22 protein-coding genes and 1 pseudogene are annotated in these 26,282 nt (G+C 44.7%); 14 read left to right on the top strand and 9 right to left on the bottom strand.

Going from position 1 to position 26,282, the window contains the following annotated elements:
- Window positions 1–21: 21 nt before the first annotated feature.
- Together QUB33_RS03655 and QUB33_RS03650 are read right to left on the bottom strand one after the other, a co-directional pair.
- The gene (locus QUB33_RS03655) at window positions 22–270 is read right to left on the bottom strand and encodes a DUF6761 family protein (protein WP_006634037.1); all 249 of its coding nucleotides are present in this window, start codon (window positions 268–270) and stop codon (window positions 22–24) included.
- Window positions 271–395: 125 nt separating this feature from the next.
- Window positions 396–638: a hypothetical protein gene (locus QUB33_RS03650; RefSeq protein ID WP_333347378.1), complete on the bottom strand. Its 243-nt coding sequence runs from the start codon at window positions 636–638 to the stop codon at window positions 396–398.
- Window positions 639–865: 227 nt separating this feature from the next.
- On the opposite strand from QUB33_RS03650, the gene QUB33_RS03645 reads away from it, so the two are divergent.
- A complete protein-coding gene (locus tag QUB33_RS03645; protein WP_190657709.1) occupies window positions 866–1,600 on the top strand; it encodes a response regulator in 735 nt (244 codons plus the stop codon).
- A gap of 26 nt (window positions 1,601–1,626) precedes the next feature.
- On the opposite strand, the gene QUB33_RS03640 is transcribed toward QUB33_RS03645, so the two are convergent.
- Window positions 1,627–1,977, bottom strand: a complete 351-nt coding sequence (locus tag QUB33_RS03640) for a 4a-hydroxytetrahydrobiopterin dehydratase (RefSeq protein WP_333347375.1) — start codon at window positions 1,975–1,977, stop codon at window positions 1,627–1,629.
- A gap of 267 nt (window positions 1,978–2,244) precedes the next feature.
- Window positions 2,245–3,612 (bottom strand): aldehyde dehydrogenase, encoded by a 1,368-nt coding sequence (locus QUB33_RS03635; RefSeq protein WP_333347372.1) that lies wholly within the window; start codon window positions 3,610–3,612, stop codon window positions 2,245–2,247.
- Between the two features lie 163 nt (window positions 3,613–3,775).
- Between QUB33_RS03635 and QUB33_RS03630 the strand changes: the two genes are divergently transcribed.
- The 3 genes from QUB33_RS03630 (at window position 3,776) to QUB33_RS03620 (ending at window position 5,392) form a co-directional block, all read left to right on the top strand.
- Window positions 3,776–4,696, top strand: coding sequence for a glycine betaine ABC transporter substrate-binding protein (locus tag QUB33_RS03630; protein ID WP_333347369.1), 921 nt, complete (start codon window positions 3,776–3,778; stop codon window positions 4,694–4,696).
- Between the two features lie 91 nt (window positions 4,697–4,787).
- A complete protein-coding gene (locus tag QUB33_RS03625) occupies window positions 4,788–5,042 on the top strand; it encodes a hypothetical protein (protein ID WP_333347366.1) in 255 nt (84 codons plus the stop codon).
- Complete coding sequence (locus QUB33_RS03620) at window positions 5,036–5,392, top strand: type II toxin-antitoxin system PemK/MazF family toxin (protein WP_333347363.1); 357 nt, start codon at window positions 5,036–5,038, stop codon at window positions 5,390–5,392. Before QUB33_RS03625 ends, QUB33_RS03620 begins: the two co-directional genes overlap by 7 nt.
- A 98-nt stretch (window positions 5,393–5,490) precedes the next feature.
- Here QUB33_RS03620 and QUB33_RS03615 read toward each other — a convergent pair whose 3' ends face one another.
- The gene (locus QUB33_RS03615) at window positions 5,491–7,764 is read right to left on the bottom strand and encodes a bifunctional (p)ppGpp synthetase/guanosine-3',5'-bis(diphosphate) 3'-pyrophosphohydrolase (RefSeq protein ID WP_333347359.1); all 2,274 of its coding nucleotides are present in this window, start codon (window positions 7,762–7,764) and stop codon (window positions 5,491–5,493) included.
- 463 nt (window positions 7,765–8,227) lie between these two features.
- On the opposite strand from QUB33_RS03615, the gene patD reads away from it, so the two are divergent.
- From patD to QUB33_RS03570, 9 genes and pseudogenes are all read left to right on the top strand, one after another.
- Entirely contained in the window at window positions 8,228–8,626 is a 399-nt protein-coding gene (gene patD, locus QUB33_RS03610; protein WP_333347356.1) for a heterocyst frequency control protein PatD, read from the top strand.
- 45 nt (window positions 8,627–8,671) lie between these two features.
- A complete protein-coding gene (locus tag QUB33_RS03605; protein WP_333347353.1) occupies window positions 8,672–9,256 on the top strand; it encodes a zf-TFIIB domain-containing protein in 585 nt (194 codons plus the stop codon).
- A 455-nt stretch (window positions 9,257–9,711) separates the two neighbouring features.
- Window positions 9,712–11,385: an ABC transporter ATP-binding protein gene (locus QUB33_RS03600; protein ID WP_333347351.1), complete on the top strand. Its 1,674-nt coding sequence runs from the start codon at window positions 9,712–9,714 to the stop codon at window positions 11,383–11,385.
- A gap of 138 nt (window positions 11,386–11,523) precedes the next feature.
- The gene (locus tag QUB33_RS03595; RefSeq protein WP_333347348.1) at window positions 11,524–12,597 is read left to right on the top strand and encodes an RNA polymerase sigma factor, RpoD/SigA family; all 1,074 of its coding nucleotides are present in this window, start codon (window positions 11,524–11,526) and stop codon (window positions 12,595–12,597) included.
- 276 nt (window positions 12,598–12,873) lie between these two features.
- Window positions 12,874–13,359: a GNAT family N-acetyltransferase gene (locus QUB33_RS03590; protein ID WP_333347345.1), complete on the top strand. Its 486-nt coding sequence runs from the start codon at window positions 12,874–12,876 to the stop codon at window positions 13,357–13,359.
- A gap of 179 nt (window positions 13,360–13,538) precedes the next feature.
- Window positions 13,539–13,745: a hypothetical protein gene (locus QUB33_RS03585; RefSeq protein ID WP_006634050.1), complete on the top strand. Its 207-nt coding sequence runs from the start codon at window positions 13,539–13,541 to the stop codon at window positions 13,743–13,745.
- 374 nt (window positions 13,746–14,119) lie between these two features.
- Window positions 14,120–15,115 (top strand): AEC family transporter, encoded by a 996-nt coding sequence (locus QUB33_RS03580; protein ID WP_333347341.1) that lies wholly within the window; start codon window positions 14,120–14,122, stop codon window positions 15,113–15,115.
- Between the two features lie 75 nt (window positions 15,116–15,190).
- Window positions 15,191–15,721 (top strand): annotated as a pseudogene (locus QUB33_RS03575) (Uma2 family endonuclease); the annotation flags it as partial.
- A 213-nt stretch (window positions 15,722–15,934) separates the two neighbouring features.
- Window positions 15,935–16,348, top strand: a complete 414-nt coding sequence (locus QUB33_RS03570; RefSeq protein WP_190657739.1) for a nuclear transport factor 2 family protein — start codon at window positions 15,935–15,937, stop codon at window positions 16,346–16,348.
- Between the two features lie 286 nt (window positions 16,349–16,634).
- On the opposite strand, the gene QUB33_RS03565 is transcribed toward QUB33_RS03570, so the two are convergent.
- Together QUB33_RS03565 and QUB33_RS03560 are read right to left on the bottom strand one after the other, a co-directional pair.
- On the bottom strand, window positions 16,635–18,167 hold the full coding sequence (locus QUB33_RS03565; protein ID WP_333347337.1) for an ATP-binding protein: 1,533 nt from the start codon (window positions 18,165–18,167) through the stop codon (window positions 16,635–16,637).
- Between the two features lie 43 nt (window positions 18,168–18,210).
- Complete coding sequence (locus QUB33_RS03560; RefSeq protein ID WP_333347334.1) at window positions 18,211–23,550, bottom strand: ATP-binding sensor histidine kinase; 5,340 nt, start codon at window positions 23,548–23,550, stop codon at window positions 18,211–18,213.
- A gap of 410 nt (window positions 23,551–23,960) precedes the next feature.
- Here QUB33_RS03560 and QUB33_RS03555 point away from each other — a divergent pair, with 410 nt between their 5' ends.
- Window positions 23,961–24,449, top strand: a complete 489-nt coding sequence (locus QUB33_RS03555; protein ID WP_333347332.1) for a hypothetical protein — start codon at window positions 23,961–23,963, stop codon at window positions 24,447–24,449.
- 123 nt (window positions 24,450–24,572) lie between these two features.
- Here QUB33_RS03555 and QUB33_RS03550 read toward each other — a convergent pair whose 3' ends face one another.
- Together QUB33_RS03550 and QUB33_RS03545 are read right to left on the bottom strand one after the other, a co-directional pair.
- Window positions 24,573–25,241: a 2OG-Fe dioxygenase family protein gene (locus QUB33_RS03550; RefSeq protein WP_333347329.1), complete on the bottom strand. Its 669-nt coding sequence runs from the start codon at window positions 25,239–25,241 to the stop codon at window positions 24,573–24,575.
- A 202-nt stretch (window positions 25,242–25,443) separates the two neighbouring features.
- Complete coding sequence (locus tag QUB33_RS03545; protein ID WP_333347324.1) at window positions 25,444–26,208, bottom strand: aldolase/citrate lyase family protein; 765 nt, start codon at window positions 26,206–26,208, stop codon at window positions 25,444–25,446.
- Window positions 26,209–26,282 lie beyond the last annotated feature (74 nt).

The raw sequence follows: 26,282 nt of genomic DNA, 5'->3' as shown, positions 1-26,282 counted from the left end.
TTATCCAACCGAATTTGCTATTTAATAGTAGTCGGCTTCAGTTTGGGTCTGTGGCATTGCAAAATTGGAGGGGTCGTGAATGTAACGCGCTGCTTCTTCCTCTAGTCTGTGAATCAGATAGGGTTCCAGACCGTTGGAATGCCGCAGGGCTGCTAAATACCCGTCTAAGTAAAGCCGCAGGTCATCGAAGCGATAACCTCTATTCCACATTTCGACGAGGGCGTCGGTGAGTTTTTGGTAGTGCCGGATTGTTTGGGTGTCTTGTAGCATGGTGTGAGGTTGAAATCCTTTGTGGTTTGTATAATGACGGCGGGATTTAGGAATGGCCTCGATTGATGCTGAGTGGCTCCGCTTGAGGCTATTTCTAAATAAAAGTTTTTACCCTGCTCAACAGGCTACCCTCCATAAAAAATTTCACTCGTTGCAATGCAGTTGCTCGACTTTTTGCGCGCACCTAGATAATTCGCTGTGCGTTTAATTAAGTCGGGATGTTGCTGAATTTGGCGGTCAAAGTGGCTGAGTCTTCCGGCTCCCGAGCGAACGGTTGGAGGAATTCTAGTTTCACTTGCGCGATTTGTCAACCTCCTGGGAGTGGGGGCTGGGTCGGGGGGATCGCTTTTGGCAGGCGGTTGGGGCATGGGATCGATCGTCTTTACACTGTCTTATTTTCATTGTAAGCTTACCGCCAAAGTGATTTAACCTTTCTGCAGGCTGACCCTCCCAAATTAACCCTATATTTAAAATTCCTACCCTGGGTGTGTCCGCTGCTTTAAACGCAGCTCATGCTTGAGTAGCGATGGTTACAAAAGCTTGACAAAAGCTCTGTTAACCTTGTAGCAATTAGTGATATGGGAAGCTCGCCTCTGTGGAATCTGCAAGTATTTCAATTGTTGAAGGGAATCCGCACCTGCGATCGCTCTTGGGCTGGCATCTACAGCAAGTCGGTCACTGGGTGCACCAGTCAGCGGATATCAGTCACGCTAGGGAAATATTTTTCAGCCGCCAGCCAACCCTAGTCATTCTGGATGCCCAATTGCCGGATGGGGACGGTTTGGAATTTTGCCACTGGCTGCAACAGCAGCAGCAGTCGCTGATTTTGATGCTGTCGGCGCGGAATTCGGAATCGGATATTGTTGAAGGTTTGAAGGCGGGGGCAGACGATTACCTGACTAAACCCTTTGGGATGCAAGAGTTTATGGCGAGGGTGGAAGCTCTGATGCGCCGTAACCGCACGATGGTACCGCCGGCGACGCTGGAGTGCGGGCTGCTGAAAATTGATTTGGTGCAGCGCCGAGTGAGGCTGTACGAGGAACATATTGAGCTGACTCCCCAGGAATTTAGCCTGCTGTACGTGCTAGCTCAAGCTGGAGGAGTGCCGCTGTCGCGATCGGATTTGCTGCGGAGGGCCTGGCCCGATGCTATTGATAACCCCCGGACGATCGACACTCACGTACTCTCTCTGCGTAAAAAAATCGAAATCGACCCGCGACAGCCGAGCCTGATTCAAACTGTACGGAATGTCGGCTACCGACTGAATCTGGAGTTGTTGAATGGGAATCAACGGCATTCTCCGCTGGTACCCGGAGCTGTGAGTTCTTAGAGTACGATCGGGCTATAAGTCGGATTTTATTTTGAGAATTGATTGGCGATCGCATCGGTTTTCGCAGCCATAATAAAATCATTGCGGTGCAGTCCAGAAATCGCGTGAGTCCACCAAGTAACGGTAACTTTTCCCCACTCGGTTAACAGTGCGGGGTGATGTCCTTCGGTTTCTGCTGCTTCGCCGACGCTGTTTGTAAAGGCGATCGCACTTTTGAAATCCGGGAATTCGTAGGTGCGTTCTATTTGGGGAATGCCATTTTTTTCGATTAAATTCCAGTCGGGAATTTGAGGTTTTAGCTGGACAATTTCGTAAGCTGTGAGGCGGGGAGAGTTTGGGCGGCAGGCGGCACAGCGTTCTTTTGTTAAAGGTTCCATAAATTGCTTGTTAGCGAGAAGATGCTAAAAGATATTATAGACATTTCTAATGTGGATTATTTTGGACTGGGCAACAGTCCTTTAGGAGTGACGTAGAGATTGTGATGGAAATCGAGCAAAAAACAGATGAGCAATCATTTAAAGTTTATGGAAATAATCGTTCACCGTGGAATCGCTTAACCGATAATATCAGGAAGGGGCGGGTTGATTTGGCTATCTCACTTATATTGTCAACGTTGGTGAACCCGCCCCTCCAAGTGCGATCGATCAACCGATAACTTTCTTAATCAAATCCAACTTACCCTTATAGGGAGCATACCGCCATTTCAAGTCAAGCCAAAATGACTTTTGCAGCACGCTTTTGTAATGAGAAAAAGTATCAAAACTCGCTTTGCCGTGATAACTCCCAATCCCGCTGTCGCCAACTCCCCCAAAAGGCAAAGCTGCCACCCCGTATTGCATTACAGTATCATTTATGGAAACTCCCCCAGAGGAAGTTTCCCGCAAGACTCGCTCTTGTTTTTCTTTATCCTTCGAGAATAAATACAATGCTAAAGGTTTGGGACGGGCGTTGATTTGGGCGATCGCCTCCCCGAAATCATCATACTCCAAAACTGGCAAAATCGGCCCAAAAATCTCATCCTGCATGACAGGCGAATCCCAGGAAACCTTGTCGAGAACCGTCGGTGCAATATATTTATCTTCGGGGTTTGTTTGACCGCCGACGACAACTTCTCCGTCTTTGATAAACTCTACCAAACGTCCTAAATGATGCTGATTGATAATTCGGGGATAGTCGGGACTTTTCTGCGGGTCGTCGCCGTAAAATCCGTGAATTGCTGTTTTAATTGCCTCTATCAAATCTGGTTTAACTTTTTTATCAACTAACAGGTAATCGGGAGAGATACAAGTTTGACCAGCATTGATAAATTTGCCCCAGGCAATGCGTTTAGCAGTGTATTCAACTTGAATATCTGAGTCTACAATGCAAGGACTTTTGCCGCCTAGTTCTAATGTGACAGGGGTCAGGTGTTTGGCAGCGGCTTGCATCACTATTTTACCGACTTTTGTGCCTCCTGTAAAGAAGATGTGGTCGAATTTTTCGGCTAATAATTGTTGACTGGTTTCGACTCCTCCTTCGACGGCGGCTACATAGGCGGGATCGAAGGTTTTGGTAATCACGTCGGCGACAACTGCCGACGTGTGCGAGGCGACTTCTGAAGGTTTGAGGATGGCGCAGTTGCCTGCGGCGATCGCCCCGACCAAGGGTGATATCATTAGCTGAAATGGGTAATTCCAAGGCCCGATGATTAAAACAATGCCCAAAGGTTCTGGGTAAAGGCAGGCCGATGCTGGAAATTGATCGATCGAAGTAGGCACTTTTTTCGGCTTTGCCCACGATTTAACGTTTTTGATGGCATAATTAGCTTCTGCGATCGCAGCAATTTCAAAATAAGCCTCGTACTCCGGCTTGTTCAAATCCGCCTTGACAGCATCCACAATCCGTGATTGATTGGAAACGATCGCACTTTTGAGATTCTTGAGTTGTTCGATCCGAAAATCCACATCCTTAGTTTTCCCAGTCGCAAAAAATTGTCGCTGCTGCTGGATAATATCGCTGACTCTGATTACCATATTTATTCCTCCATGTCTATCAATAAATGTTACAGCAGGAAAACGAAAGTTGCGTAAAGTGCGATCGGTGTTAAAGCGCAGACTTATTGAAAAAGTCTGCGATCTGGGCTTTATGCTATAACTTATAAGGTATTAAGTGTAGATTTTTAATGTGAGTTAAGTCATGAAAATCTCTAAGAACGATTTTTTTTTCTATTCCTGCTGGCTGCTTTGCTTGCTTGCAGTAGCAGGATGTACCTCTAAGCCCCAAAAGCAAGTTGTCATCTGCTCGAAAGACTTTACCGAACAAGCCATTCTCGCAGAAATTTTAGCACAGCACATCGAAGCTAAAACAGATATCAAAGTAGAACAAGAACAGAATCTCGGAGGTTCGCTTTGCCATCAATCCCTAACAGCAGGTAAAATCGATTTGTACGTCGAATACACGGGTACTGCTTACGCCAACCTGCTCAAACAGAAACCGATTTCTGACCCCAAAAAAGTCCTCAATTACCTCAAACAAGAATATCCCAAACAGTTTAAAGCTGAGTGGACGGAACCGCTGGGATTTAATAACAGTTTTGCGATTATTGTGCGGGGAGACGATGCCAAAAAACTCAATTTACAAACTCTGTCGCAACTTGGGAAAGCTGCACCTAAACTCCGGGCGGGTTTCGGTCCAGAATTTAACGAGAGAGAAGATGGATTTCCCGGATTGGCTAAAACTTACGGGATTAAGTTTCGAGAAGAACCGAAGGAATTGCTGTTAGGATTGCTTTATCAAGCGCTGCAACAAAAAGAAGTAGATGTGATTGCTGGTAATACGACGGACGGTTTGATTCAAAGTTTAGGTTTAGTAGTTCTCAAGGATGACAAGAACTATTTCCCGCCCTACGAAGCAGTTCCGGTTGTGCGATCGCAAGTTTTGGAAAAATACCCGGAATTGCGTCAAGTGCTCGCAGAGCTGGGGGGCAAAATCTCCGAGGAAGATATGCGACGACTCAATTATCAAGTTGATAAGAAACAGCAGGAAGCTGGAGAAGTAGCCCAGGACTTTTTGCAGCAAAAGTTGGGCGATTCAAAGCCAGTAAGTCCGCCCAAATAAAGGGTTTCATTGTTCTGCCTGTTTGCTGAACCCTATTGTGGTTAGCTATACTATGAGTTAGACTCATATAAATAAATGAAGGTATAAAGCTATGACAACTGTCAAAACTGCTATCTCATTGCCAGCATCTTTATTTGAACAAGCCGAAACAGTAGCTGGCGAAATGCAAATTTCTCAGAGTTTTTTGATCGAAATAGCCCTTGAAGAATTTATCCGCCGCCGCGAAAATCAACAACTGTTAGAAAAAATTAATGCTGCTTGCGAAGCACCTCTCTCTGAAGAAGAACAAGTTTTGCTTCGCAAGATGAGTCGCTCTCATCGCAGGCTGGTGGAAGGCGAATGGTAATAAATCAAGGTGATATTTTTTGGATAGAACTTGATGAGCCTTCTGGTTCAGAACCCGGTTATCTCCATCCCCATGTAATCATTCAGAACAATTTATTCAATCGTTCCCGCATTAATACGGTTGTTGTTTGTGTGCTTACTTCAAATCTCAGACGGGCTAATTCACCAGGAAATGTCCTGTTAGAAGCAGGAGAAGCTGATTTACCAGAACAGAGTGTGGTTAACGTCTCGCAGATTTTGACGATCGATAAATCTCAGTTAGGTGAGAAAATTGGCACACTCTCTGCCGAGCGAGTTGGTCAAATTCTTGATGGAATTAGGCTGGTAGTTGAACCTCGCGAAGCTGAGTAAAACTTTCCTTAGCCTTTTAAATTTTATGGGGCTGAACCTCTCCTCAGCTAGTTATCAGGTGCGCGGGGCGCACCCTACAATACAGTTAGGCTATCTTCTTAAGTCCCTTCACTCAGCCTCCGCAAATTCAAAATATCGCTCATCTTTTTAATTTGCATACAAGTGCGCTCGAACTGTTGTTTATCCTGGATATCCATGCACAAGTCAATTAATGCCGGCAATCCGGGATAGGTTTTGACTTGAGCGCTGCGGACGTTTACTTGGTTGTCCTTCAAATGCGATAAAACATCATTGAGAACTCCCACTCGATCGAGGGCTTCAATTTGAATGTTAACCGGATAAGTGTTGGGTCGAGATTCATTGCGGTTGCTGGAATTCCAACTCACAGGAACCAACCGATCCCCAGGTACGCTCTCAACATTTGAACAGCCTTGCCGGTGAATCGAAATTCCGCGAGTGCGAGTCACAACTCCAATAATTGCTTCCCCGGGAATCGGACAGCAACAGCCGGATAAATGGTAGAGCAATCCCTCTACACCTGCGATCGGCGATTTGCTCGGAGACGAACTCGGTACGGGTTTCGGTGCCGTCGATGCAGGTATTAGCTGGGGCAATTCCTGCCCTCCTGCGGGAGCAGCTTCAATTTTTTGCTGCAATTTTACTAAATCTCGCAGTCGATTTACTACGAGATTTAGAGTCACTTCGCCGTAGCCCAAACCGGCGATTAAATCTTCGACGCTGTGGTAGTTGCAGCGCTGAGCTACCGACTGCATGGGTTCAGATTTCAGCAAAGATTCTAAGCCGTTTTTACCTAATTCTTTTTCCAGCAATTCCCGTCCCCGAGCAAGATTTTCATCTCGGTGCGATCGCTTCAACCACTGACGAATTCGGTTTTTCGCTCCGTTTGTCTTGACAAAATTCAGCCAGTCGGAACTCGGATGACCATTTTTTTGGGTCAAGATTTCTACAATATCGCCGTTCTTTAAAACCTTGTCTAGTGTTACCATTCGCCCGTTTACTCTGGCACCGGTGCAGCGATTGCCAATTTCTGTGTGAATGCGGTAAGCAAAATCTACGGGAGTTGACCCGCTATTGAGAGCAATCACGTCTCCGTTAGGAGTAAAAACGTAAATATCTTCGTCGAATAAGTTGTCCTTAATGCTTTGTAAATATTCGCGATCGTCTTTGAGGTCGCTTTGCCATTCTAGGAGTTGTCGCAGCCAAGTAAATTTTTCGTCGTCGCCGGTGACTGTTGTGTTAGAACCGCCAGTTTCTTTGTATTTCCAGTGGGCGGCAATGCCGTATTCTGCAATGTGGTGCATTGCTACGGTGCGAATTTGCACTTCGATGGGGCGGCCGCTGGTTCCGATTACTCCGGTGTGCAAAGATTGATAGCGGTTGGCTTTTGGTAAACCGATATAATCTTTAAAGCGGCCGGGAATCGGGCGGAAAGAATCGTGGACGATCGCCAAAGCCCGATAACAGTCATCATTGGTTTCTACTATGATCCGCACCGCAGCAATATCGTATACTTGGTTAAAGCCTTTTTGGCGGCGCTGCATCTTCCCATAAATCCCGTACAAATGTTTGGGACGACCGCTAACTTCATAGCATTTAATGCCTAAATTGTCAAGTCTTTCTCGCAAACAATCTGTGACTTCTGCGAGTTGAGTTTCTCGATCGGCCCGCTTCTCGGCCACCAATTCCTGAATTTCGCGGTAAGCTTCCGGTTCTAGGTATTTAAACGCTAAATCTTCCAATTCCCACTTAAAGCGGCCGATACCCAAACGGTTCGCCAGGGGAGCAAAAATATCTCGGGTTTCTAGGGCAATACTGCGCTGCTTTTCTTCGGACAAATGCTCCAAAGTCCTCATGTTGTGCAGCCGATCTGCCAGTTTGACGACAATAACGCGAATATCTTTAGCCATTGCTAGGAACATTCGGCGGAAATTTTCCGCAAGACGCTCTGTTTTGCTGGAAAAATTAAACTTAGAAAGCTTGGTGACACCTTCAACCAACTGTCGCACTTCGGCGCCGAACCGCTGTTCTATTTCTTCGAGAGTAATATCTGTATCTTCAACAATGTCGTGGAGGAAGCCCGCGGCAATCATGACGTTGTTGCCGCCCATATACCGGAGTATTCCAGCGACAGCTACCGGATGGCAAATGTAAGGTTCTCCCGATTTGCGGTATTGTCCTTCGTGCAAGTCGCGGGCAAATTCAAAGGCCCGACAAATTAAGCTGTCGTCAGTCGAACAATTGGGGTTAGCGCCCCCATCAGGCTGCGATCCACTATTCAGGCATTCTTGCAGCCAATCGGGGACTACAGCAGGATCGATCGAATGAGAGGGAGTCAGAGTGTTCGCGTTCATGGGGTACACCTTTAAAACTTAGAAATACAAATGGTTAAAAGCCGGTTTCCGGTTGAATTGCGGAAATTATGTGTTTAGCTATACTAAACTAATTGAATGCCACAATTTGCAATTCAAAAAAATAGTCGATTTTTTTGTTAACTATACCTATGTAATCCCGAGTCGCCCCCCCTCGGAGGTAGGAAAATATAGTGACACCACTGCCGCCGCCGCAGTCTGCAGATCGGGGAAAATCGGGTAAAATAAGCATATTTTGGCGGTAGCAGTTGAGGTTGCGGGGGCTCGGCATTTACCGGCAACGCTAAACTACAAGCAGCAGCCAGAAGGGTAGAGTCAGGGCAGCAAATCAAAAAAAGTTCTCACAAAACAGGGAATTGCTCCAAAAACGCACGGCTTCCCTCCATATGAGCAAACTTAAGTAAGTATCTACTTTGATTATAAATACAAATTTGTTTACAAAATCATGATATTGTCCGAAGACCGCCGCCAGTGCTACCAAGAATTAAAGCAAGCACTAGAACAACTACAAAGAACTGCTGCAGAGGATAATCTGGATCGGGCCGCGCTGGCGATCGAATACAGAAAAGTGCAACAATTTTTCGGAAACCAAATTATGAGAGCCGAAAGCGATGAGTTAGACGCCTCAGAAACACCCCCAGAGCAGTCCTATTTGACGGAAATTCACAAGCAACTGCGGTTGTTGGGGACAGATGTCACGTTTTTGCAAGCGTCGCGCCAGCCAGCGACAGCAAAGGCGAGGCAAACTGCGGCGATCGCGCGGCTCAACACGCTAATTGGCTACTGTGGCGCGCTGCTACAAAAAAATTCTGATTCTTCAGGGCCCGCCCAGATGCAGAATTAATAATTGAATTAACAGGGAATTAAGAAGGCAAGGAGAAATAAAGCGGTGGAATGTCCAAAATGTAAACATCCCAACTTAGAAGGCGGTACCTTAGCCGGCCGTATGTCGGTGCAGTGGTGTCCCAACTGTTACGGTATCTGGATTCCAGGCAGAGAATACGAAGCTTGGCAGAAAGAGCAGAGCCAGTGGTACAACAAATCCGAGAAGCCAGAGGCGACAGGGACTCTCGGCATAGAATTCACGCCGTCTGTCTACGACAGCAAAGCAGCGCTGTGTCCCGAAGACGGTCACTATCTGTCGCGGGCGAAAGTTCCTTTCAGCAGAGTGCCCTTTTACATAGAGCGCTGTATGTTGTGCGGGGGCATTTGGTGCGATAACGGCGAGTGGGACATTCTCGAAAGTCTGGGATTCCACACCGAGATTGACAAGATGTTTTCTCCGAATTGGCAAGCTAAGGCCCGCGTGCAAGAACTCGCCTCTCGGGAACGTCAAGTGCTGACTGAGAAGCTGGGGCCGGATATCGCCGGATACGTGTTGGAACTGGCGGAAGTTTTAGCAGACCATCCTCACGCAGATTGTGCGGCTACTTACATACTGCGGAGAGCTGAGTTGAAGCGAAAGGAAATTTAGTCAGTTGACGGTTGGCTGTTGGCTGTTGGCTGTTGACGGTTGACTGTTAACGGTTGACTGTTGACTGTTGTTAGTAAGCGGTTGGTCGGTTAATGATGTAGTAATAAAATCTTTGTTTGTAGCAATTTATATTGGTATTTACAAACTGTTGACGGTTGACTGTTGACTGTTGTTAGTAAGCGGTTGGTCGGTTAATGATGTAGTAATAAAATCTTTGTTTGTAGCAATTTATATTGGTATTTACAAACAGCATATCGGTCTTTTGCCAAGAACTAATAAGTCCGGAAAAAATACTAATAACTAACAACTAACCGCCCGTAGATTTATAAATAATAAATAACAACAGACAACAGTTAACAGTCAACAGACAACAGTCAACAGTCAACAGACAACAGACAACAGTCAACAGACAACAGACAACAGACAACAGACACCAGACTAAGGACTAATGACTAATGACTAATGACTCTTCTCTATTTTCCGTTGACAATCTGCGAGTAGCTTATCCTCAGCGGCGAGGCCAATCCGGTTGGGCCGTTGACGGGGTTTCCCTGACGCTGAAACCGGGGGAAAAGCTCGGATTAGTTGGGGAGTCTGGCTGCGGTAAGTCAACTTTGGGAAGGGCGGCGATGCGGTTGTTGCCGGATTCGACGCTGATTGAGGGGCGAGTTAGTTTTGCTGGAGAGTCGGTGTTTGACATGAATGCCTCTCGACTCAGACAGTTTCGGGGGGAAGCTGTAGCATTGATTTTTCAAGATCCGATGACTCGTCTCGATCCTTTGATGACTGTAGGAGAACATTGCATCGAGACTTTGCAAGCTCACAGACCGAATTTGGATCGCAAGCAAGCTAAGAAACGGGCGATCGAAACTCTGGAAGCTGTGAAAATTCCCGCGTCTCGCTGGTCGCAATTTCCCCACGAATTTAGTGGCGGAATGCGGCAAAGAGTAGCAATTGCTTTGGCTCTTTTGCTCGATCCCAAATTAATTGTGGCGGACGAACCGACTACAAGTTTGGACGTAACTGTAGCTGCTCAGATTTTGCAGGAATTAACCAGACTTTGCGAGGAACGGGGAACGGCTATTTTGTTGATTTCTCACGATTTGGCGATGGTGGCTGAGTATTGCGATCGCATTGCGGTGATGTACGGCGGTAAAGTCGTAGAAACAGGGCCGGTGCAAAACGTGTTTGAAAAGCCGCAGCACGAATATACTCGATCGCTCCTCAAAGCAGCTTTGCACATTCAAGCCGATTCCGACAAAGGGTTAGCATTCGAGGAAATCAGGACTGAAGCCGTTACTGCAAATTTAACAAATTCGCCTCTTTTGACCGTAACGAATTTGCAGCAACACTACAGTTTAGAAAGCAATTTATTAGATCAGTTGTTGTCCAGGAATCGCCAGGTAATTAAAGCAGTAGACGGCGTTAGTTTAGAGCTACAACGGGGAGAAACCCTAGGGCTGGTAGGGGAGTCCGGCTGCGGCAAAAGTACCTTGTCACGCACAATTTTGCAGCTAATTACCGCGACTGGCGGCAAAGTGGAATTTCAAGGAATAGATATAACTGCCCTGAACCGCGATGCTGTGAGGAAGCACCGCCGCGAAATGCAAATGATCTTTCAAGACCCCCACGCTTGTCTGAATCCGATGATGACTGTCGGGCAAAGTATTGCTGACCCTTTGTTTATTCACAAATTAGCTAATGCCAGCGAAGCTAAAAAACAAGTAATTCAAATGTTAGAGCGGGTGGGTTTAAGTCCAGGGGAGGATTTCTTTCGTCGCTATCCGGGGGAATTGTCAGGAGGACAACAGCAGCGAGTTTCGATCGCCCGCGCTTTAATTACTCGGCCGCAACTGATAATTTGCGACGAACCTGTGAGTATGCTGGATGCCAGCGTGCAGACTCAAGTTTTAGAGCTGATGTTGGAGTTGAAGCAGGAATTCAATTTGACTTATCTGTTTATTACGCACGATTTGTGGGTGGCGAGATTTTTTTGCGATCGTATTGCGGTAATGAATGCTGGAAAAATTGTTGAAATCGGTAAGACTAGGGATATTTTTACTAATCCGCAGCACCCTTACACTCAGCAATTATTGCAGGCAGCTCCTTTACTGGCTCGAACTCAATAAAAGGTCTAAAAAAGGGGCGAACAGATATCAGCCACTAAAGTCACTCACCGGCTTCTAGATGGATTTCGGAAATTTCCGGTTAAATTCGTTAAAGTTAAGGGATACTTTTCAAATCCTCCCACCGACACCAAGCACCATATGGCAGAATCTGACCTAGGCAGTTTTGCGGTGGCACCCGAAGCCTCATTCGCAATCGCAGAGGATGAGGACACCGAGATCGATCGTCCCACGGTAACTCGCTCGTCAGCATACAACAACTGGTCTGCCGACGATCCCGTGGGAGCTTTGTTCAAGGAAATGGCTCGCTATCCTCTACTGACTGCCACCGAAGAGGTGGAGTTGGCGCGCCGCGTTCAAGAATTGGTAGCCCTGGATGAACTAGAACAGCGTTTGCAGCAGGAATTAGACAGAGTGCCGACAAAAGCTGAACTCGCAGCGGCTTTGGGAGTGAGCGAAACTCAACTGCAACAACTTCGCCACCAGTGTCAGTCGGCGAAACGGAAAATGATCAGCTCGAATTTGCGCTTGGTGGTTTCGATTGCCAAACGCTATCTCAATCGGGGCGTGCCTTTTCTCGATTTAATTCAGGAAGGAGCTTTGGGTTTAAACCGGGCAGCCGAAAAGTTCGATCCGGAGAAGGGTTACAAGTTTTCTACTTATGCCTATTGGTGGATTCGCCAAGGAATTACCCGGACAATTGCCAATCAAGGGCGGACGATTCGCTTGCCGGTTCACATTGTCGAACAGTTAAATAAACTCAAAAAAGTTTATCGAGATTTGAGGCGTTCTCTTAAACGCAATCCAACTGAAACTGAACTTGCTAGAGAAATGCAAGTTTCTTGCGAACAGCTTCGCTACCTCCAGCAAGTACGCCGGCAATCTTTGTCTCTCAACCACCGCATCGGCTCAGAAGAAAGTTCGGAACTTTTGGATGTTCTCGAAGATAACGCGACGCAATCTCCCGAAGCTCAGATGAATGAGATGATGATGCGTCAAGATATTTTGGAGGTGTTGGACAGTATTTTGACTGAGCGCGAAAAAGAGATTGTTGCTATGCGTTACGGTTTGCTGACCGGCGAACCTTACACTTTAGAAGAGGTCAGCAGTTTGTTCAATTTGTCCCGCGAACGAGTCCGTCAAATTCAAAATAAGGCAATGCGAAAGCTGCGCCGCCCTCAAGTGACGGAACGATTGAAGGGCTGGTTGAAATAAACTAAAAAACATTGAGTTGGCATTTTGAAAAATCTTAAAATTATTGTGGGGACACTCCGACTCCGCCGTATATAGCAATCTTTGCATCATTTGTGAATTTATTACTCCCTCCCCGCTGGTTCGGGAGGGTGGGGGTGGGGTAAAAAATTTACGACTCCTACAAGGATTGCTATATATGCTTATTCAATGGGGAAAAACTTAATTAAAAATTACAAATTAAAAATGTCTTGATGTGGTATTTTTAATTCTTGATTGTCGCGTACTACTTACTTATTTATGTCTTCTGAGGTAATTTTGCGTCCAGCTACCCGCGCCGACGTGCCGGTGCTGTTTGATTTGATTAAAGCTTTAGCTGAGTACGAAAAATTATCTCATGCCGTTACGGGCAATGCGGTTGATTTGGAGAATCATTTGTTTGGCGATCGACCTTTTGCTGAAGCGGTTTTAGCCGAGTGCGAAGGTCAAGTTGTGGGCTGGGCGCTGTTTTTTTACAATTATTCTACTTTTTTGACTCAGCCGGGAATTTATTTGGAAGATTTGTTTGTGATCCCTGAGTTTCGAGGGCGGGGAATTGGCAAGTCTTTGATAGTTTATTTAGCGCAGTTGACTGTTGAAAGGGGCTGCGGGCGTTTGGAATGGAGCGTTTTGGATTGGAATGAATTGGCGATCGGATTTTACAAGGGTATTGGTGCTGATGTGATGCCCGACTGGCGGATTTGCCGGGTTGCGGGCGAGTCTTTGGCAACTTTGGCATCGAAGTAATTCAGGGCCCCTTCGCGTGGCAAACCCCTACTCGCCACAAAAAATTCATCTGTTGTGGAACAGGCATCTTGCCTCTTAAGCTAAAATGCCGCACTCCGGTTAATTAATACCGACCTACTTAATTGGCAAAAATATAGGAAAATTTAAGTAACAGTAGATTTTGATTGAGAGGGTCGATCGTGATTATTTGGGTAAACGAGCAAATCGATCCGTCGGGCATTCTTTATTCTTGCATTGCTTGTTGCGATGAGACTCAAGCAAAGGATTGCCACAAATCTTTTGAGCAGAATTTGACGGCGGAGCAAAAACAGCAGGGCTGGGTTGCTACCTTGCGGACTGTTAGTTCTTGGGATGAGGTGCCTGTTAATGCTTTGAAATTGAATTAATGAGTGCAAGCCATCAGCAGCTTTAGTCTCCCCCTGTTTCCGTTCGCTCGAAACGGCCGGAAAAGGGGGGGCATCTGTTTGGAAAAGGCAAGATAGCTCGATCGCACATTGGTCAAATTAACAGAGGTTTTGTGAACCTGAAGGCAAAAAGCTGCAATTATTTGGGGCGGCGAGTCTGAGGATTGTGCCCGGGAAGGTGCGGGAATTTGGGCGGAAATTTTTGGGCCTGGAGTGCTGCGAACACGCTAGGAGGAAAAAGCGTGCAAGTGCGATCCTCTTCGAGGGCTCCGCTAACGACAATTCGCATTTCTTAAACGGACTTTAGCATTACTATTAATAGATAAAGGCATTTCCAATTGTCAAGTTAAATTTTTATGGTTGAAACCTTATTTCACGCTTATACCCCTCTAGTTATCTGGACGGGCTTGGGACTGCTGCTGTTTCAGTACATCCCAGTGAATTTTCCCAAGCTGCTGAGCCACTTTCTTTTCTGGATTGGGATACCGCTGCAAATTCTAGTTTTAGCCCGTCAAAGCGATTTTTCGGGTGCTGTGGGATTCACGCCGGCGATCGCCCTATTCGTGTTATTTCTGAGTACGAGTTTTGCTTGGCTGACTTGGGTATTATTACGCAGGCTGAGTGCGGCCCACATCAAAAAGCCCTATTTTCAGGGCAAAAATTCTCTAGTAAATTTATTTCTATTAAATTTTAATTCGCTGAAGCGATCGAGCCAAGGCAGTTTTCTCCTAGCTTCGATGTTAGGGAATACGGGCTTTGTTGGATTAGCAATCACCCCGTCTATCATCAGCACCGATAACAGCAACTGGGCTGTCTTGTACAGCGTCACTAACAACGTTATTGGAACTTATTGTTTCGGTGTATTTATTGCTAGCTATTTCGGGAACTCCGAGCAAAAAAATCACTGGTGGACTCAGATCCGGGACGTGCTGACAGTTCCCGCTCTGTGGGCATTTTTAATTGGTTTTTATACTAGAAACATTCCCCTGCCCGAGACAGTGGAATCGGGATTGCAGACTGCTGTTTGGGTGGTAATTGCCAGTGCTTTGCTGCTGGTTGGCATCCGGCTGAGGTCTATTAAGAAATGGGAAAGTTTTGAACTGGCGTTAATCCCGTCGCTGTTAAAAGTGGTAATTGTGCCGGTGCTAATCGGATTGGGTGCTAGTTATTTCGGGTTGAGCGGCGATCCGAGGTTCGTGTTGGTGTTGATGTCGGGAACGCCCACAGCTCTTTCCGTGCTGATTTTAGCAGAAGTCTACGAGCTCGATCGCGATTTGTTAGCTAGCAGCATCGCCATAACTTCTGTCGGGTTGCTGTTGATGCTTCCGCTGTGGTTAGCTGGGTTTAGTTAAAATTAGCTAAATTTTCAAATCACATTGCTCTAAAAATTCGCAGTACAATCAACCATAACTGCACGGAAAACGACGATGAACGAGACAATAACTGCTACTGGTCTGCCTCCTGCATTCCCCGACCATAGCCAATTGCCAGACGAAGACGGTACATTTGTAAAAAATTTTCAGGAGCATCCCCAGAGCCTCATTCTGACAGATTCGATCGGGCCGGTTGTAGAGCGGCTGCATCCAGACGGACAATATGCGATCGGGCAAGATTGCGGCATTTACTGGCGAGAAACTGATCCGCCAGAGCGAGGTGCAGAAGCACCGGATTGGTTTTACGTGCCGAATGTACCGGCAACACTTGATGGTTTTCGCCGTTCTTATGTACTTTGGCGGGAACACATGGCTCCGTTCATTGCTTTAGAATTTGCTAGCGGTAATGGAGAGGAAGAGCGCGATTCCCTACCCTACCCTACGGGAACCCCTACGGGGAACGGGAACCCCTGCGGGGAACGGGATAGCTTCGCTTCACGTACTCCCTTGACTGGGGCCGCTGACGGTACCACCACTAAACCGGGTAAGTTTTGGGTGTACGAGAGAATTATCCGCATTCCTTACTAGGGTATTTATGAAATGAGAACTGGCAATAAAGAACTCAACAAGAACGGGAAAGAGCCGAACAAGCAGAGCGAAAAGTCACCCAGTTAGCGGAGCGACTGCGAGCAATGGGAATCGATCCCGATGCTGAGGATTGATATCAAATTCCCAAAACTCTCTCTGTAGCGCGAGCATCCCGTACCTTACCTTTTATAATCACACAAAACCAAGCTTATGGAAACTAAACCACCTCTACCGCCCTTTACGCTGGAAACGGCTAAAGCCAAAGTTCAAGCTGCTGAAGATGCCTGGAATACCCGCGATCCAGAACGAGTAGCCTTAGCTTATACGGAAGATTCTCAGTGGCGAAACCGTGCCGAATTCTTCAGCGGACGGGAAGAAATCAAGGCTTTTTTAAGACGAAAATGGGCAAAGGAATTAGATTACCGTTTAAAGAAAGAACTGTGGAGTTTTACAGACAATCGGATTTCTGTTCGATTTGAGTATGAGTGGCACGATGATTCTGGCTACTGGTATCGCGCCTATGGTAACGAACAGTGGGAATTTGCAGAAAATGGGTTAATGCGAAGACGTGAAGCTAGTATTAATGATGTTCCCATTCAAGAGTCTGAACGGAAGTTTCGATAGGAGTTATCTGTGAGTTGCTTAATGAAACTTAGACATTTTCTCACCTTTTTAGGGGCTGAAAACCTCTCCCTCGCAAAAGAAAGAGGTCTATGGCCTAAAAATGCCTGAAACCATTGTAAATATTAGATTTATGCCCTTTCGAGGTAAAAGTCTTTCTCTATCTAGGTTTTAAGCCATTTTGGCTTCAGTTTTTGTCTAAGCCCGTTAGCGTAACTTTCGGAATTACTGCTGATTTCTCCCCTGCAACTGAAAGCCGCTATATGATGAATTGGGCGCAATCAGTTTCCTAGACCATAGATACCGCAAAATTGGTTGCTGTACAGATAGTAGGTATCTCAATAATAAACTGCGTTCCCTGCTCTGGCGTAGAAAAACACTGTAGTTGAGCGCAGTGTTTTTCTAGCAGAATTTTTCGGCTGATTGACAATCCCATGCCTGTACCTTTTCCGATTGGCTTAGTAGTAAAAAAGGGAGTGAAAAGTTTAGAACGAACTTTCTCAGTCATGCCAATACCATTATCAGCAATTGTTACCCGAATGTCTGAGCCCGTGCTATTGCTGTCATAGGAATTGCCTGCTACAACTTCAGTACGAATCAAAATCTGCGGGTAAAAAACTTTACCCTCTTCTCTACTTCCCCGCTCTTCCAAAGCATCTATAGCATTCGCTAAAAGGTTCATAAACACCTGGTTGAGCTGACCTGCATAACAGGTCAAAAGTGGCAATGGACTATACTCTTTAATCACGTTAATAGCAGGACGATCTGCCCTAGCTTTTAGCCGATGCTGCAATATCATCAAGGTGCTATTAATACCTTCGTGGATATCTACTGATTTGATTTCAGTTTCATCCAACCGCGAAAAATTTCGTAGAGACTCCACAATCATACGAATGCGTTCGATGCCTAACTGCAAGGAAGAAAGCAACTTTGGCAAATCGTCCATGATAAATGACAACTCTCCATCTTCTATTGCATTGAGAATTTCTGCTTTTGGTTGTGGGTAATGCCGTTGGTAGAGATTCAACATATAGATGAGTTCTTTAATATAATCTTTCGCATAGGAGATATTGCCGTAAATAAAGTTAACCGGATTGTTAATTTCATGAGCGACACCTGCAACTAATTGACCGAGACTAGACATTTTTTCACTTTGAACTAGCTGGAGTTGTGTGTCTTGTAGTTCTTTGACAAAATGCTCTAAGGCAAGAGCTTTTTGGTGTTCTTTTTCTTCACTGATACGCAGTGCTTTCTCTACTTGTTCGCGCTGCTCTATTTCTGACTGCAATTTATGACCGAGACAAAAACTTCTCAAAGCTGTTAGCACTGTAGTGTATAGCTTTGATGTCGTTAATTCTGTTTTAGTTTTATAGTCATTTATATCGTAATTGATAATAATACTTTTTTCGGGGACTTGACCGGGTTGACCCGTGCGTAAAATAATTCGCACTAACTGATTGCCTAACACTTGGCGGACATATTTCACAAACTCTAAGCCAGCATCATCCGTTTCCATGATTACATCAAGCAGGATGATGGCGACATCTGGATGTTCTTGAATTAATTGTTTAGCTTCCTTAGCGGAATAAGCACTAATAAATTTTAAAGATTTATTTTCATAAACAAACTTTCTTAAGGCTATATCGGTAGCTGTGTGAACTTGAGCTTCATCATCTACAATCAAAACTTTCCAGCTTTCTGTGGGAGTATCTTCTGATACTTCATCGGCAAAAAATAACTCTTCATCTGAGTTTACTTCATCCGCAAATAACACTTCTTCAGATGAGATTTTATTTGAAAAGCCGTAAATACTCTTGTCCATTGCTGCTTACCTTTCTTTGTTACTGATGTTGGGATTGAGGAAACTACGGTTGTGAATTTATTTGGACGGGTAGCTTAATAATAAATTTGGTGCCGACTCCCACCTCACTTTTACATTCTATTTCACCCAGAAGTTTTTGGGTTACTAAATTGTAGACAATATGCAATCCCAACCCGCTACCACCCTGACCGCGTTTTGTAGTAAAGAATGGCTCGAAAATTTTACTTAAATTTTCTGGGGGGATGCCTTGACCGTCATCGGAATATTCCAATCTAAGTCGAGAACCCTCTTGCTGCCAATCAAAAGCTAGCTTTCCACTGGCGCCCGGTTCGTAAGCGTGAATCAGAGAGTTCATCAGCAAGTTGGTGATAATTTGGGATAATGCACCTGGATAAGAATCTAGGGCTATTTTGGTGTCTCCTTTAATTTCGATCGAATGTTTGCTATTTCTCAATTTTGGTTTTAATTGGATTAAAATTTCATCGAGATAATCTCTTACTCTGAAGGTTCGCCGTTCTTCGCTGGAGCGATCGACTGCTACTTCTTTAAAGCTCCGAACTAATGCTGCTGCTTGGTTGAGATTGGTGAGAAGGGTGTTGCTGCTAGTGGTGGCTATATCCAAAAATTCTTCGAGCTCGGAGCGTTTCATTTTGCCGCTCTTATAAGTAGAAGCAAATTCTGTGGTATGTTCGGCTAAAGCTGACGCAACGGTAACGCCGACGCCGATGGGAGTATTAATTTCGTGGGCGACGCCTGCTACTAATCCTCCCAGGGATGCCATTTTTTCGGCTTCGACTAGCTTACTTTGAGTAGCTTTTAAGTTATTTAAGGCGTTGGATAATTCGTGGGTGCGATCGCACACTAATTGCTCTAAGTTTTGATTGAACTCCTGCAAGTTATTGTAGAGTTGGGCATTTTCAATGGAAATGGCTATTTGGGCCGATAACAATTTTAACAGTTCTAGTCTATCTGTAGTGAAAGCTCCTTCTGTGAGGTTATTTTCTAGGTAAAGAATGCCTGTCAGTTTGCCTTGGTGCAGCAGAGGTGTGCAGAGAATGGATTTGGGTTGAGTGGCTGCTATATAAGGATCGCGGGTAAATTGGCCTTCTTGGGTGGCGTTATTTAAAACTACGTTTTCCTGGGTGCGGATGACGTAGTGGGCGATCGCACTTGCCAGTTTTGGCGTTTCCCCAGAAGCTGCTTCTGCATTCAGGGGATGCGATCGCAGCACGCTAATTTCATCTTCCTTGACGGAACCTTCAGCTTCGATGGCCCAGTTTCCTGCTTTTTCTAAAATTAAAAATCCTTTTTGGGCGCCTGCATTTTCGATCGCGATTTTCATCAACCTTTCCAGCAATTTACTCAAGACAATTTCACCTGAAATCGCTTGAGAAGCTTTCATTACTGTGGCTAAATCTAGCGTTTCTCCCAAATGACTGGTAGTGGTAGTAGGCTTAATCGTTGTTCGGTTAGCTTTTGTTTGAGTTGTTGTCTTGGCTGATGTTCTAGCTAGGAATTGGGGGTATTTTTTTTCTAAATCCTCAACTTTAGCTATAGCGCCCCAGAGTTGGTAGCTATAATGAGCGTTTTGCATATAAACTTGGGCGATCGTTTCTTTGCCCCATGACAAATAGAATTTGGCGGCGAGTTCGTGAGCGAGTGCTTCTTCGTTGATGTATTCGTTTTCTTTAGCTAGAGCAATGGCTTTGTCGTAGATTTCCATTGCCTCTAATTTTTCCCCTAAAACCCGATGCCGTTCTGCCTCTACTAAATAGAATTTGTGCAAGAAATTCATGGGGGCATGATGCGCCCATTTCTGCATTTTTTCTTGATTAGCGCTCACACGCTCTAGGATGGTGTTTTGCTCTGATTCAGGCCGAGCGGGATACACCGCTAGCCATACTAAAGAATCGTAAAAATGGAATAAAGGAACAAGGGGCAATCCTATCACTACGTCCAAATACTTCTCTGCTCTGGCAGTATTTTCAATTGCTTCTGAATAATTTTCAAACCAGTAACTAAGTAAAAGTTTGTTCCAATATATGTAGGCAACTCCAGTTTTATCGTTCGCTTGCTGGAGCAGTGGCAACCTGATCTGCTCATCGCAGGCTTCACCCTTTAGAACGGTAGGATTTTCACTTTTTCCGAGCAGATTTAAGACAGCCTGCCAATAGGTTTCGTGATAATTAAGCGGTGTTTCTTGCTTGGTTTTATAAATAGCATCTCTGTTGATTGCCATCTCTCTTTCAAGGGCAGTAAGTTCTTTGCCACTCAAGTAAGCAAAATAGGAGTACAGCTTTAGACCAAAGGCAGCATATTGTAAATCTCCTGTCTCCATTCCAGTAGAGTAAGCTGATACCAAAGGTTTTAAAGCTTCTCTCAGATGCTCTTTCCAAGGTCGGATGAATACATTTACTATAATGACTGTCTTGGCTTTGATTTCTTGAGCATTTAACTTTGACAGCAAACTTAAAGCCAATTGACCAAACTGATAACCCAAATCAATATCTCCCACAACTCCACAAAGCAGAAGACCATAATTGGCATAAGCAAAGGGAGACACGGAAGCATTACCATATTGGACAGATAAATTTACCTGTTTGCATAATGTCAACGGCAACAGCGCAGGAGCAGCAATGTATGCAGGAGCAAAGGTACTTGACAGAACTCGAATAGCTGCTAATTTATATGGATCGGTGATTTGAGGCAGGTCAACTAAATCCTCAATTCGCCTTCCACTCAAAATTGCCGCAGTTTCCTCGAATGCCTGCCCAATATCAGACGGGTTCGGCTCTTGGGGAAACTCCACCCCGAACAGCTTTAAAACTTGTAGCGCTGTATCAACCGCTTCTAGCAGCCTGTTCTGTCCCACGTAAGCTTGCATCTGGACTTCATACACTTTCACTTTGTCCAGCAGCGTTTGGGCGGAATTTTGGACTATCTCAACGAATCTCTGCATTCGGTCAAAATCACCTCTCAAAAAAGCTGCCTCTGCTGCTTCTTCATGCAGCGATAATGTCAGTTCGTAATGATGAGTCCAGCTAGAATCTACTAGCAGTTTCAAACCCACTTGCAAATATTCGGTAGCCGCAGCATAAGCCGTTGCAGCTTTGGCTTTTTGGCCTGCGGTTAAGTTAAGTTTTGCAATTTCAGTTCGTTCGGATCCATCGTCAACCCCTTCAATTCCTAAATTAAGATGATCGACGATCGCAAATATTTCTTCCGTTCGCGTATCGGGCGAGGTATTTTGCCAAAGCAGGCGACCGATTTGTAAGTGAACTGTTTTTTTAGAAGATTCTTCAATCAGAGCATAAGCTGCTTGTTGCACGCGATCGTGCAAAAACTTATAAGCAGTAATAATTAGATGAGACTTAACGATTTCTTCTTCTGTCGTGCCTAATTCAGAAGTGGCTAAAATTAATCCATCTTGGAGCGCGGGCAATAGCTCTTGAAACGTTTCGGCGGTAGATTTTTCGTAGACAATCGAGAGAGTATTTAAGTCAAAACTATTGCCCACACAAGCAGCTAACCGTAAAACCTGCTGAGTGGAATCTGGCATTTTTCTCAATTTACCCACCATCAACTCAACGACGTTATCGGTAATCCCTACGGCTTCAATTTCTGAAATATTCCACTCCCAGTTTCTTTGCTCAGAATTAAAATTCAGGAGGTTTTCTTCATAGAGAGTTCTGAGAAACTGATTGACAAAAAAAGGATTGCCTTGAGTTTTACCGACGACTAACTCAGCTAGGAGGATGGCTGAGCCTCTATCCTTACGCACAGTATCAGCTATCAAGTTAGTAATATGTTCGATATCTAAGGGAGTTAAGGTAATGTGGTTAATAGTCGCGCCTTGATTTTGCAGCGCCTCCAAAGTCATGATTAAGGGATGCGTGGGGCTCACTTCGTTATCTCGATAAGCACCCATTAGAAATAAATATTTTGTTTCCTCATCTGCCATCATTACTTGCAGCAGTTTCAAAGTAGCGGAGTCAGCCCATTGCAAATCGTCTAGAAAAATGACTAAGGGATGATCGACTGAACAAAACACCCGAATAAATTTTTGAAATACTAAATTAAAACGGTTTTGCGATTCTGTAGCACCTAACTCTTGGACTGGTGGCTGTTTGCCAACAATGAATTCTACGTCGGGAATGACATCTATAATGATTTGACCGTTATCAGCAAACGCCGCTAAAAGTTTTTCTTTCCAGGCGCCCAGTTGCGTTTCGCTTTCAGTTAATAGTTGCTTGACTAAGGACTGAAAGGATTTGACAACAGCCGCATAAGGAACATTGCGTTGAAATTGGTCGAATTTCCCGGCAATAAAATAACCGTTTGCCTTAGTAATCGGTTTATAAACTTCTTGCACTAAGGCTGATTTGCCAATGCCAGAGTAACCCGACACTAACATAATTTCCGTTGTGCCATTACTGACGCGCCCGAAGGCTGATAATAAGGTTTCAATTTCTCGTTCTCTCCCATAGAGTTTTTGAGGTATTTGAAACTTATCGGTAATATCTTTTTGGGCGAGATCAAAATCTACAATCGTTCCTTTAGCCTGTAGCTGTTCCAGACATTCTTCTAAATCTGCAATGATTCCCCAAGCACTTTGGTATCTTTTTTCAGCCGTTTTTTCTAACAGTTTTACTACAATATCAGAAACCGCTTTAGGAATTTGTGGATTAATTTCATGGGGCGGCACTGCTTGTTTAGCAATATGACAGTGGACTAATTCCATTGCATCATCGTAATCCCATGGCAGTTGCCCCGTTAGCAGTTCGTAAAAAGTGACTCCTAATGAGTAAAAATCCGTACGGTAGTCGATCGAGCGGTTCATTCTGCCTGTTTGTTCCGGCGATATATAGCTCAGAGTGCCTTCTAAAACATTAGGATTTTTTAGGGTAGGATTCTCACGCGATAAGACTGTAGAAATGCCAAAATCTATGATTTGGACTAGCCCTGTTGTCGAGTTAATAATAATATTGCTGGGGTTGATATCTTTATGAATAATGTTATGTTGATGGATTTGGCCTAAAGCTCTGGTTATTTTTATAGCTGTTAACAAAAACTCTTGTAAGGTAAGTTTTTGAGAACCCAACCCCAGCTTTAATGATTTTCCACCACTATCCTCGAAAATAATAACTAAACTGTTTTGGTATCTTTCTAAGTTGTAGGTTTTAGGGATACTTTCTAGGTTAAGATTGCGTGTAATTTCGTATTCCTGCTTGTATCTAACTAACGAAGCTGGCATCGGATAATCTTGCTTGAGAAATTTGAGAATGACTGGTTGGTTGTCTTGCTTTCTCACTCCTCGATAAACTAAAGAATTGTTACTTTCATGAATTTGGTTAGTAATCTCGTAGCCAGCTAAGTTAATCATCTTTGCAGCCTATTTAAATAATAAATACACATTTTTTTAGCAATTCTCAATTTCTAAGTAGATGTACCCTCTAATATAAAGACTAGCCTGCACTTTAAGCAAAACTTAAATTTCAACTAAAAAAAATATTAATTTTTACATTTCTTAAAAAAAATACAAATAAAGATTTATGTTAGGAGGGCTCTCGCTCCACAACTTCCTCCAAAAGCAGGCAGAACAGAGTGAAGGGCTCTCGCCCTTGGTCTTCAGAGGAGATGTGTACGGCTTGTTATAGTTACTAAATCTCTAGCCAGATATGGGGGGACTGGCGGGGGGTAAATTTGACTTTTGCAAGAACTCTAAAGAAGTTTATAGAGCAACTGCGATCGTGTAGAATCTGAAAAAATAATTTTAATGGAGTTTTGTTGCAAATGAAAATTTTGGCGATCGAAACACTAATTGTTAGTTCTATCCTTCTGTCAATCTCATCATTGTCCTCTGCTCAAAGTAATCAACAGGTCTCTACAATTCTCCCCACAGGATCTTACTACGCTCAAGGAACAATGTTCAATAACTCCCGTAGAGAGATTGCACATCAAAACAATAGAATCTGCATCAAGATCGTTGATGGCCCTGCAAATCCCTACAAAGGAGTCGAATCTATCACAATTAGCAGCGTGTCTTTGGAAAATGGGAAATTCTATATTGATGCAACTGGCACAGAGCTAGTATTAAAAAACAATGGAAAAGCATTCTCTGGCGACATTCGCGGTACATGGGAGTATAGAGGTATCTCGCCCGATCCAAGGAGTCAACCCATACAAGCTAAAAAAATGGCAGAATGTGTAGCTGCTCAAGGACGATATGTGCAGAAGATGGAAGGAATATCCATTTCAGGAATCGATTTTCCCAAGCATTAACCACGATCGAGATGGGTGGGGGCGAAACCAAAAGGTGCTCTGTGAGATGCAGTAATCGGTAATCGAAGTAAGGTGCGGAGTACGCACCCTACTTCATTAGGTTATGCGTCCAAGACTGTATCCTCAATCGCAAAGCAAACTCGGAGAAGTCAGCACAAACACATCCCTGGTTCCCACCCCTTCAGATTCCGGTTTAATCGGCGTAGTAAAGTGGAAAAACTCGTGGTCGTTAACTAACAGCAATTCCCCTGGCTGCAGAACTTTATTAAAAACAGGCTTCTCTTTTTTAGCCAAGTACAAATGCGTTTCCCCGCCTACAATATTAGTTCTGTCAACCGAGAAAATCCCGATAAAGTCAGTACCGTCTTGGTGAATGCCTTCCGGTGCGGGGTTGCCGAAATTGTGCGGCGAACAAGTCGTCCTGATTTGATGGATGCCGATTTCAGCTTCCGGGTGAATTTTGCAGGAATCGAAAAAAGCAAAAATCATCTGTTTGAAATTATCGAGGGCGATTAGCCGATCGTCCAATTCGGCAAATTCCCGCCTGATATCACCCACTAGCGGATTGTAGGTTTTGCTTTGATACAAATAGCCGTGAGGTAACTTAACTAACTGATCTCCGTTGACTGCAAACCGCGATAATCTTCTAGAACGATACTTACCTTTCACATACGGATCGACAGGCATATCGTCAAAAAATTCCTTGAAACCTTCTAGCTTAATCGAGTTTACTTTTTTGAAAGTAAACATGAAAGCATAATCCAAATGAATGGATTCTAATACCGTTTTCATAGATTGTTCTCCATGAAGCCTTGCTCCCCTCCCTAATTTAGCCTGGAGGAGGTGTATGCTTCTACTCTAGCGCAGGATTTTTGTATGTGTCGTAAAAGACACTACAAAAATTGCAAAGATATCGTAAAGCTTGCAAGACGAATCCGGGGGCTTGTTCTTCTTTTAATCCCAAATCCCAAATCTAAAATCTAAAATCTAAAATCTAAAATCGATTGACTGCTTTCACCAACGACTGACAGGCGCGCAGGAAAACGGCAACATCGACCCCAAGTGTGACGTACTGAACGCCAGCATCAATCCACTGCTGGGCGATTTCGGGGTTGTCAGCAAAAGTACCCGCGGCTTTGCCTGCTTTGCGGATGGTTTGCACTGCCTCCTGCATCATATCGATGACTCGGGGATCGCGGACTTGGCCGGGAATGCCGATCGACTGTGACAGATCGTAAGGCCCTAGAAAAATCACGTCCACCTCTGGGACAGTGACTATTTCTTCCAGGTTGTCGATGCCGCCTTTGCCTTCGACATGAATCACAACTAAGGATTCTTCGTTGAGTTTGTCGGTGATATTTGTACCTGCGGCGGTGTAAAGTCCCGCCCGCGTAGCGAAGGAAAGGCCTCGCGTGCCCAGAGGACTGTATTTAGCGCTTTTGACAGCGGTTTCGGCATCGATTTTGCTTTCAATTTGAGGTACTTGAACGCCTGCACTGCCGATGTCAAGAGCTCGTTGAATTTGCGGCCCGTCGTTTTTGCGGACGCGAATAATCGGTGCAATTCCAGTGCAGTCGGCGGCGCGACACAAATCTTCAGCAGCAAGCGGGTTCAGGGGGCCGTGTTCCATATCGATAACGGCGAAATCGAATCCAGCGTGACCGCATATTTCCATGAATGCGGGATAAGCGCAGTTCATAAATAAACCGAGGACTGTTTCCCCTTGTTTAATTTTTTGTTTGAGTTGGTTTTGACGCATAAATTTGGAGTTTTTTTACCGCCGCTGACGACCGATGGACCTAAATTGTTTTTAATAAAACAGCTAAAATATTG

The organism is Microcoleus sp. B3-A4, assembly GCF_036705385.1.
Lineage (GTDB): Bacteria > Cyanobacteriota > Cyanobacteriia > Cyanobacteriales > Microcoleaceae > Microcoleus.
This window is presented reverse-complemented; position numbering and strand designations above follow the sequence as displayed.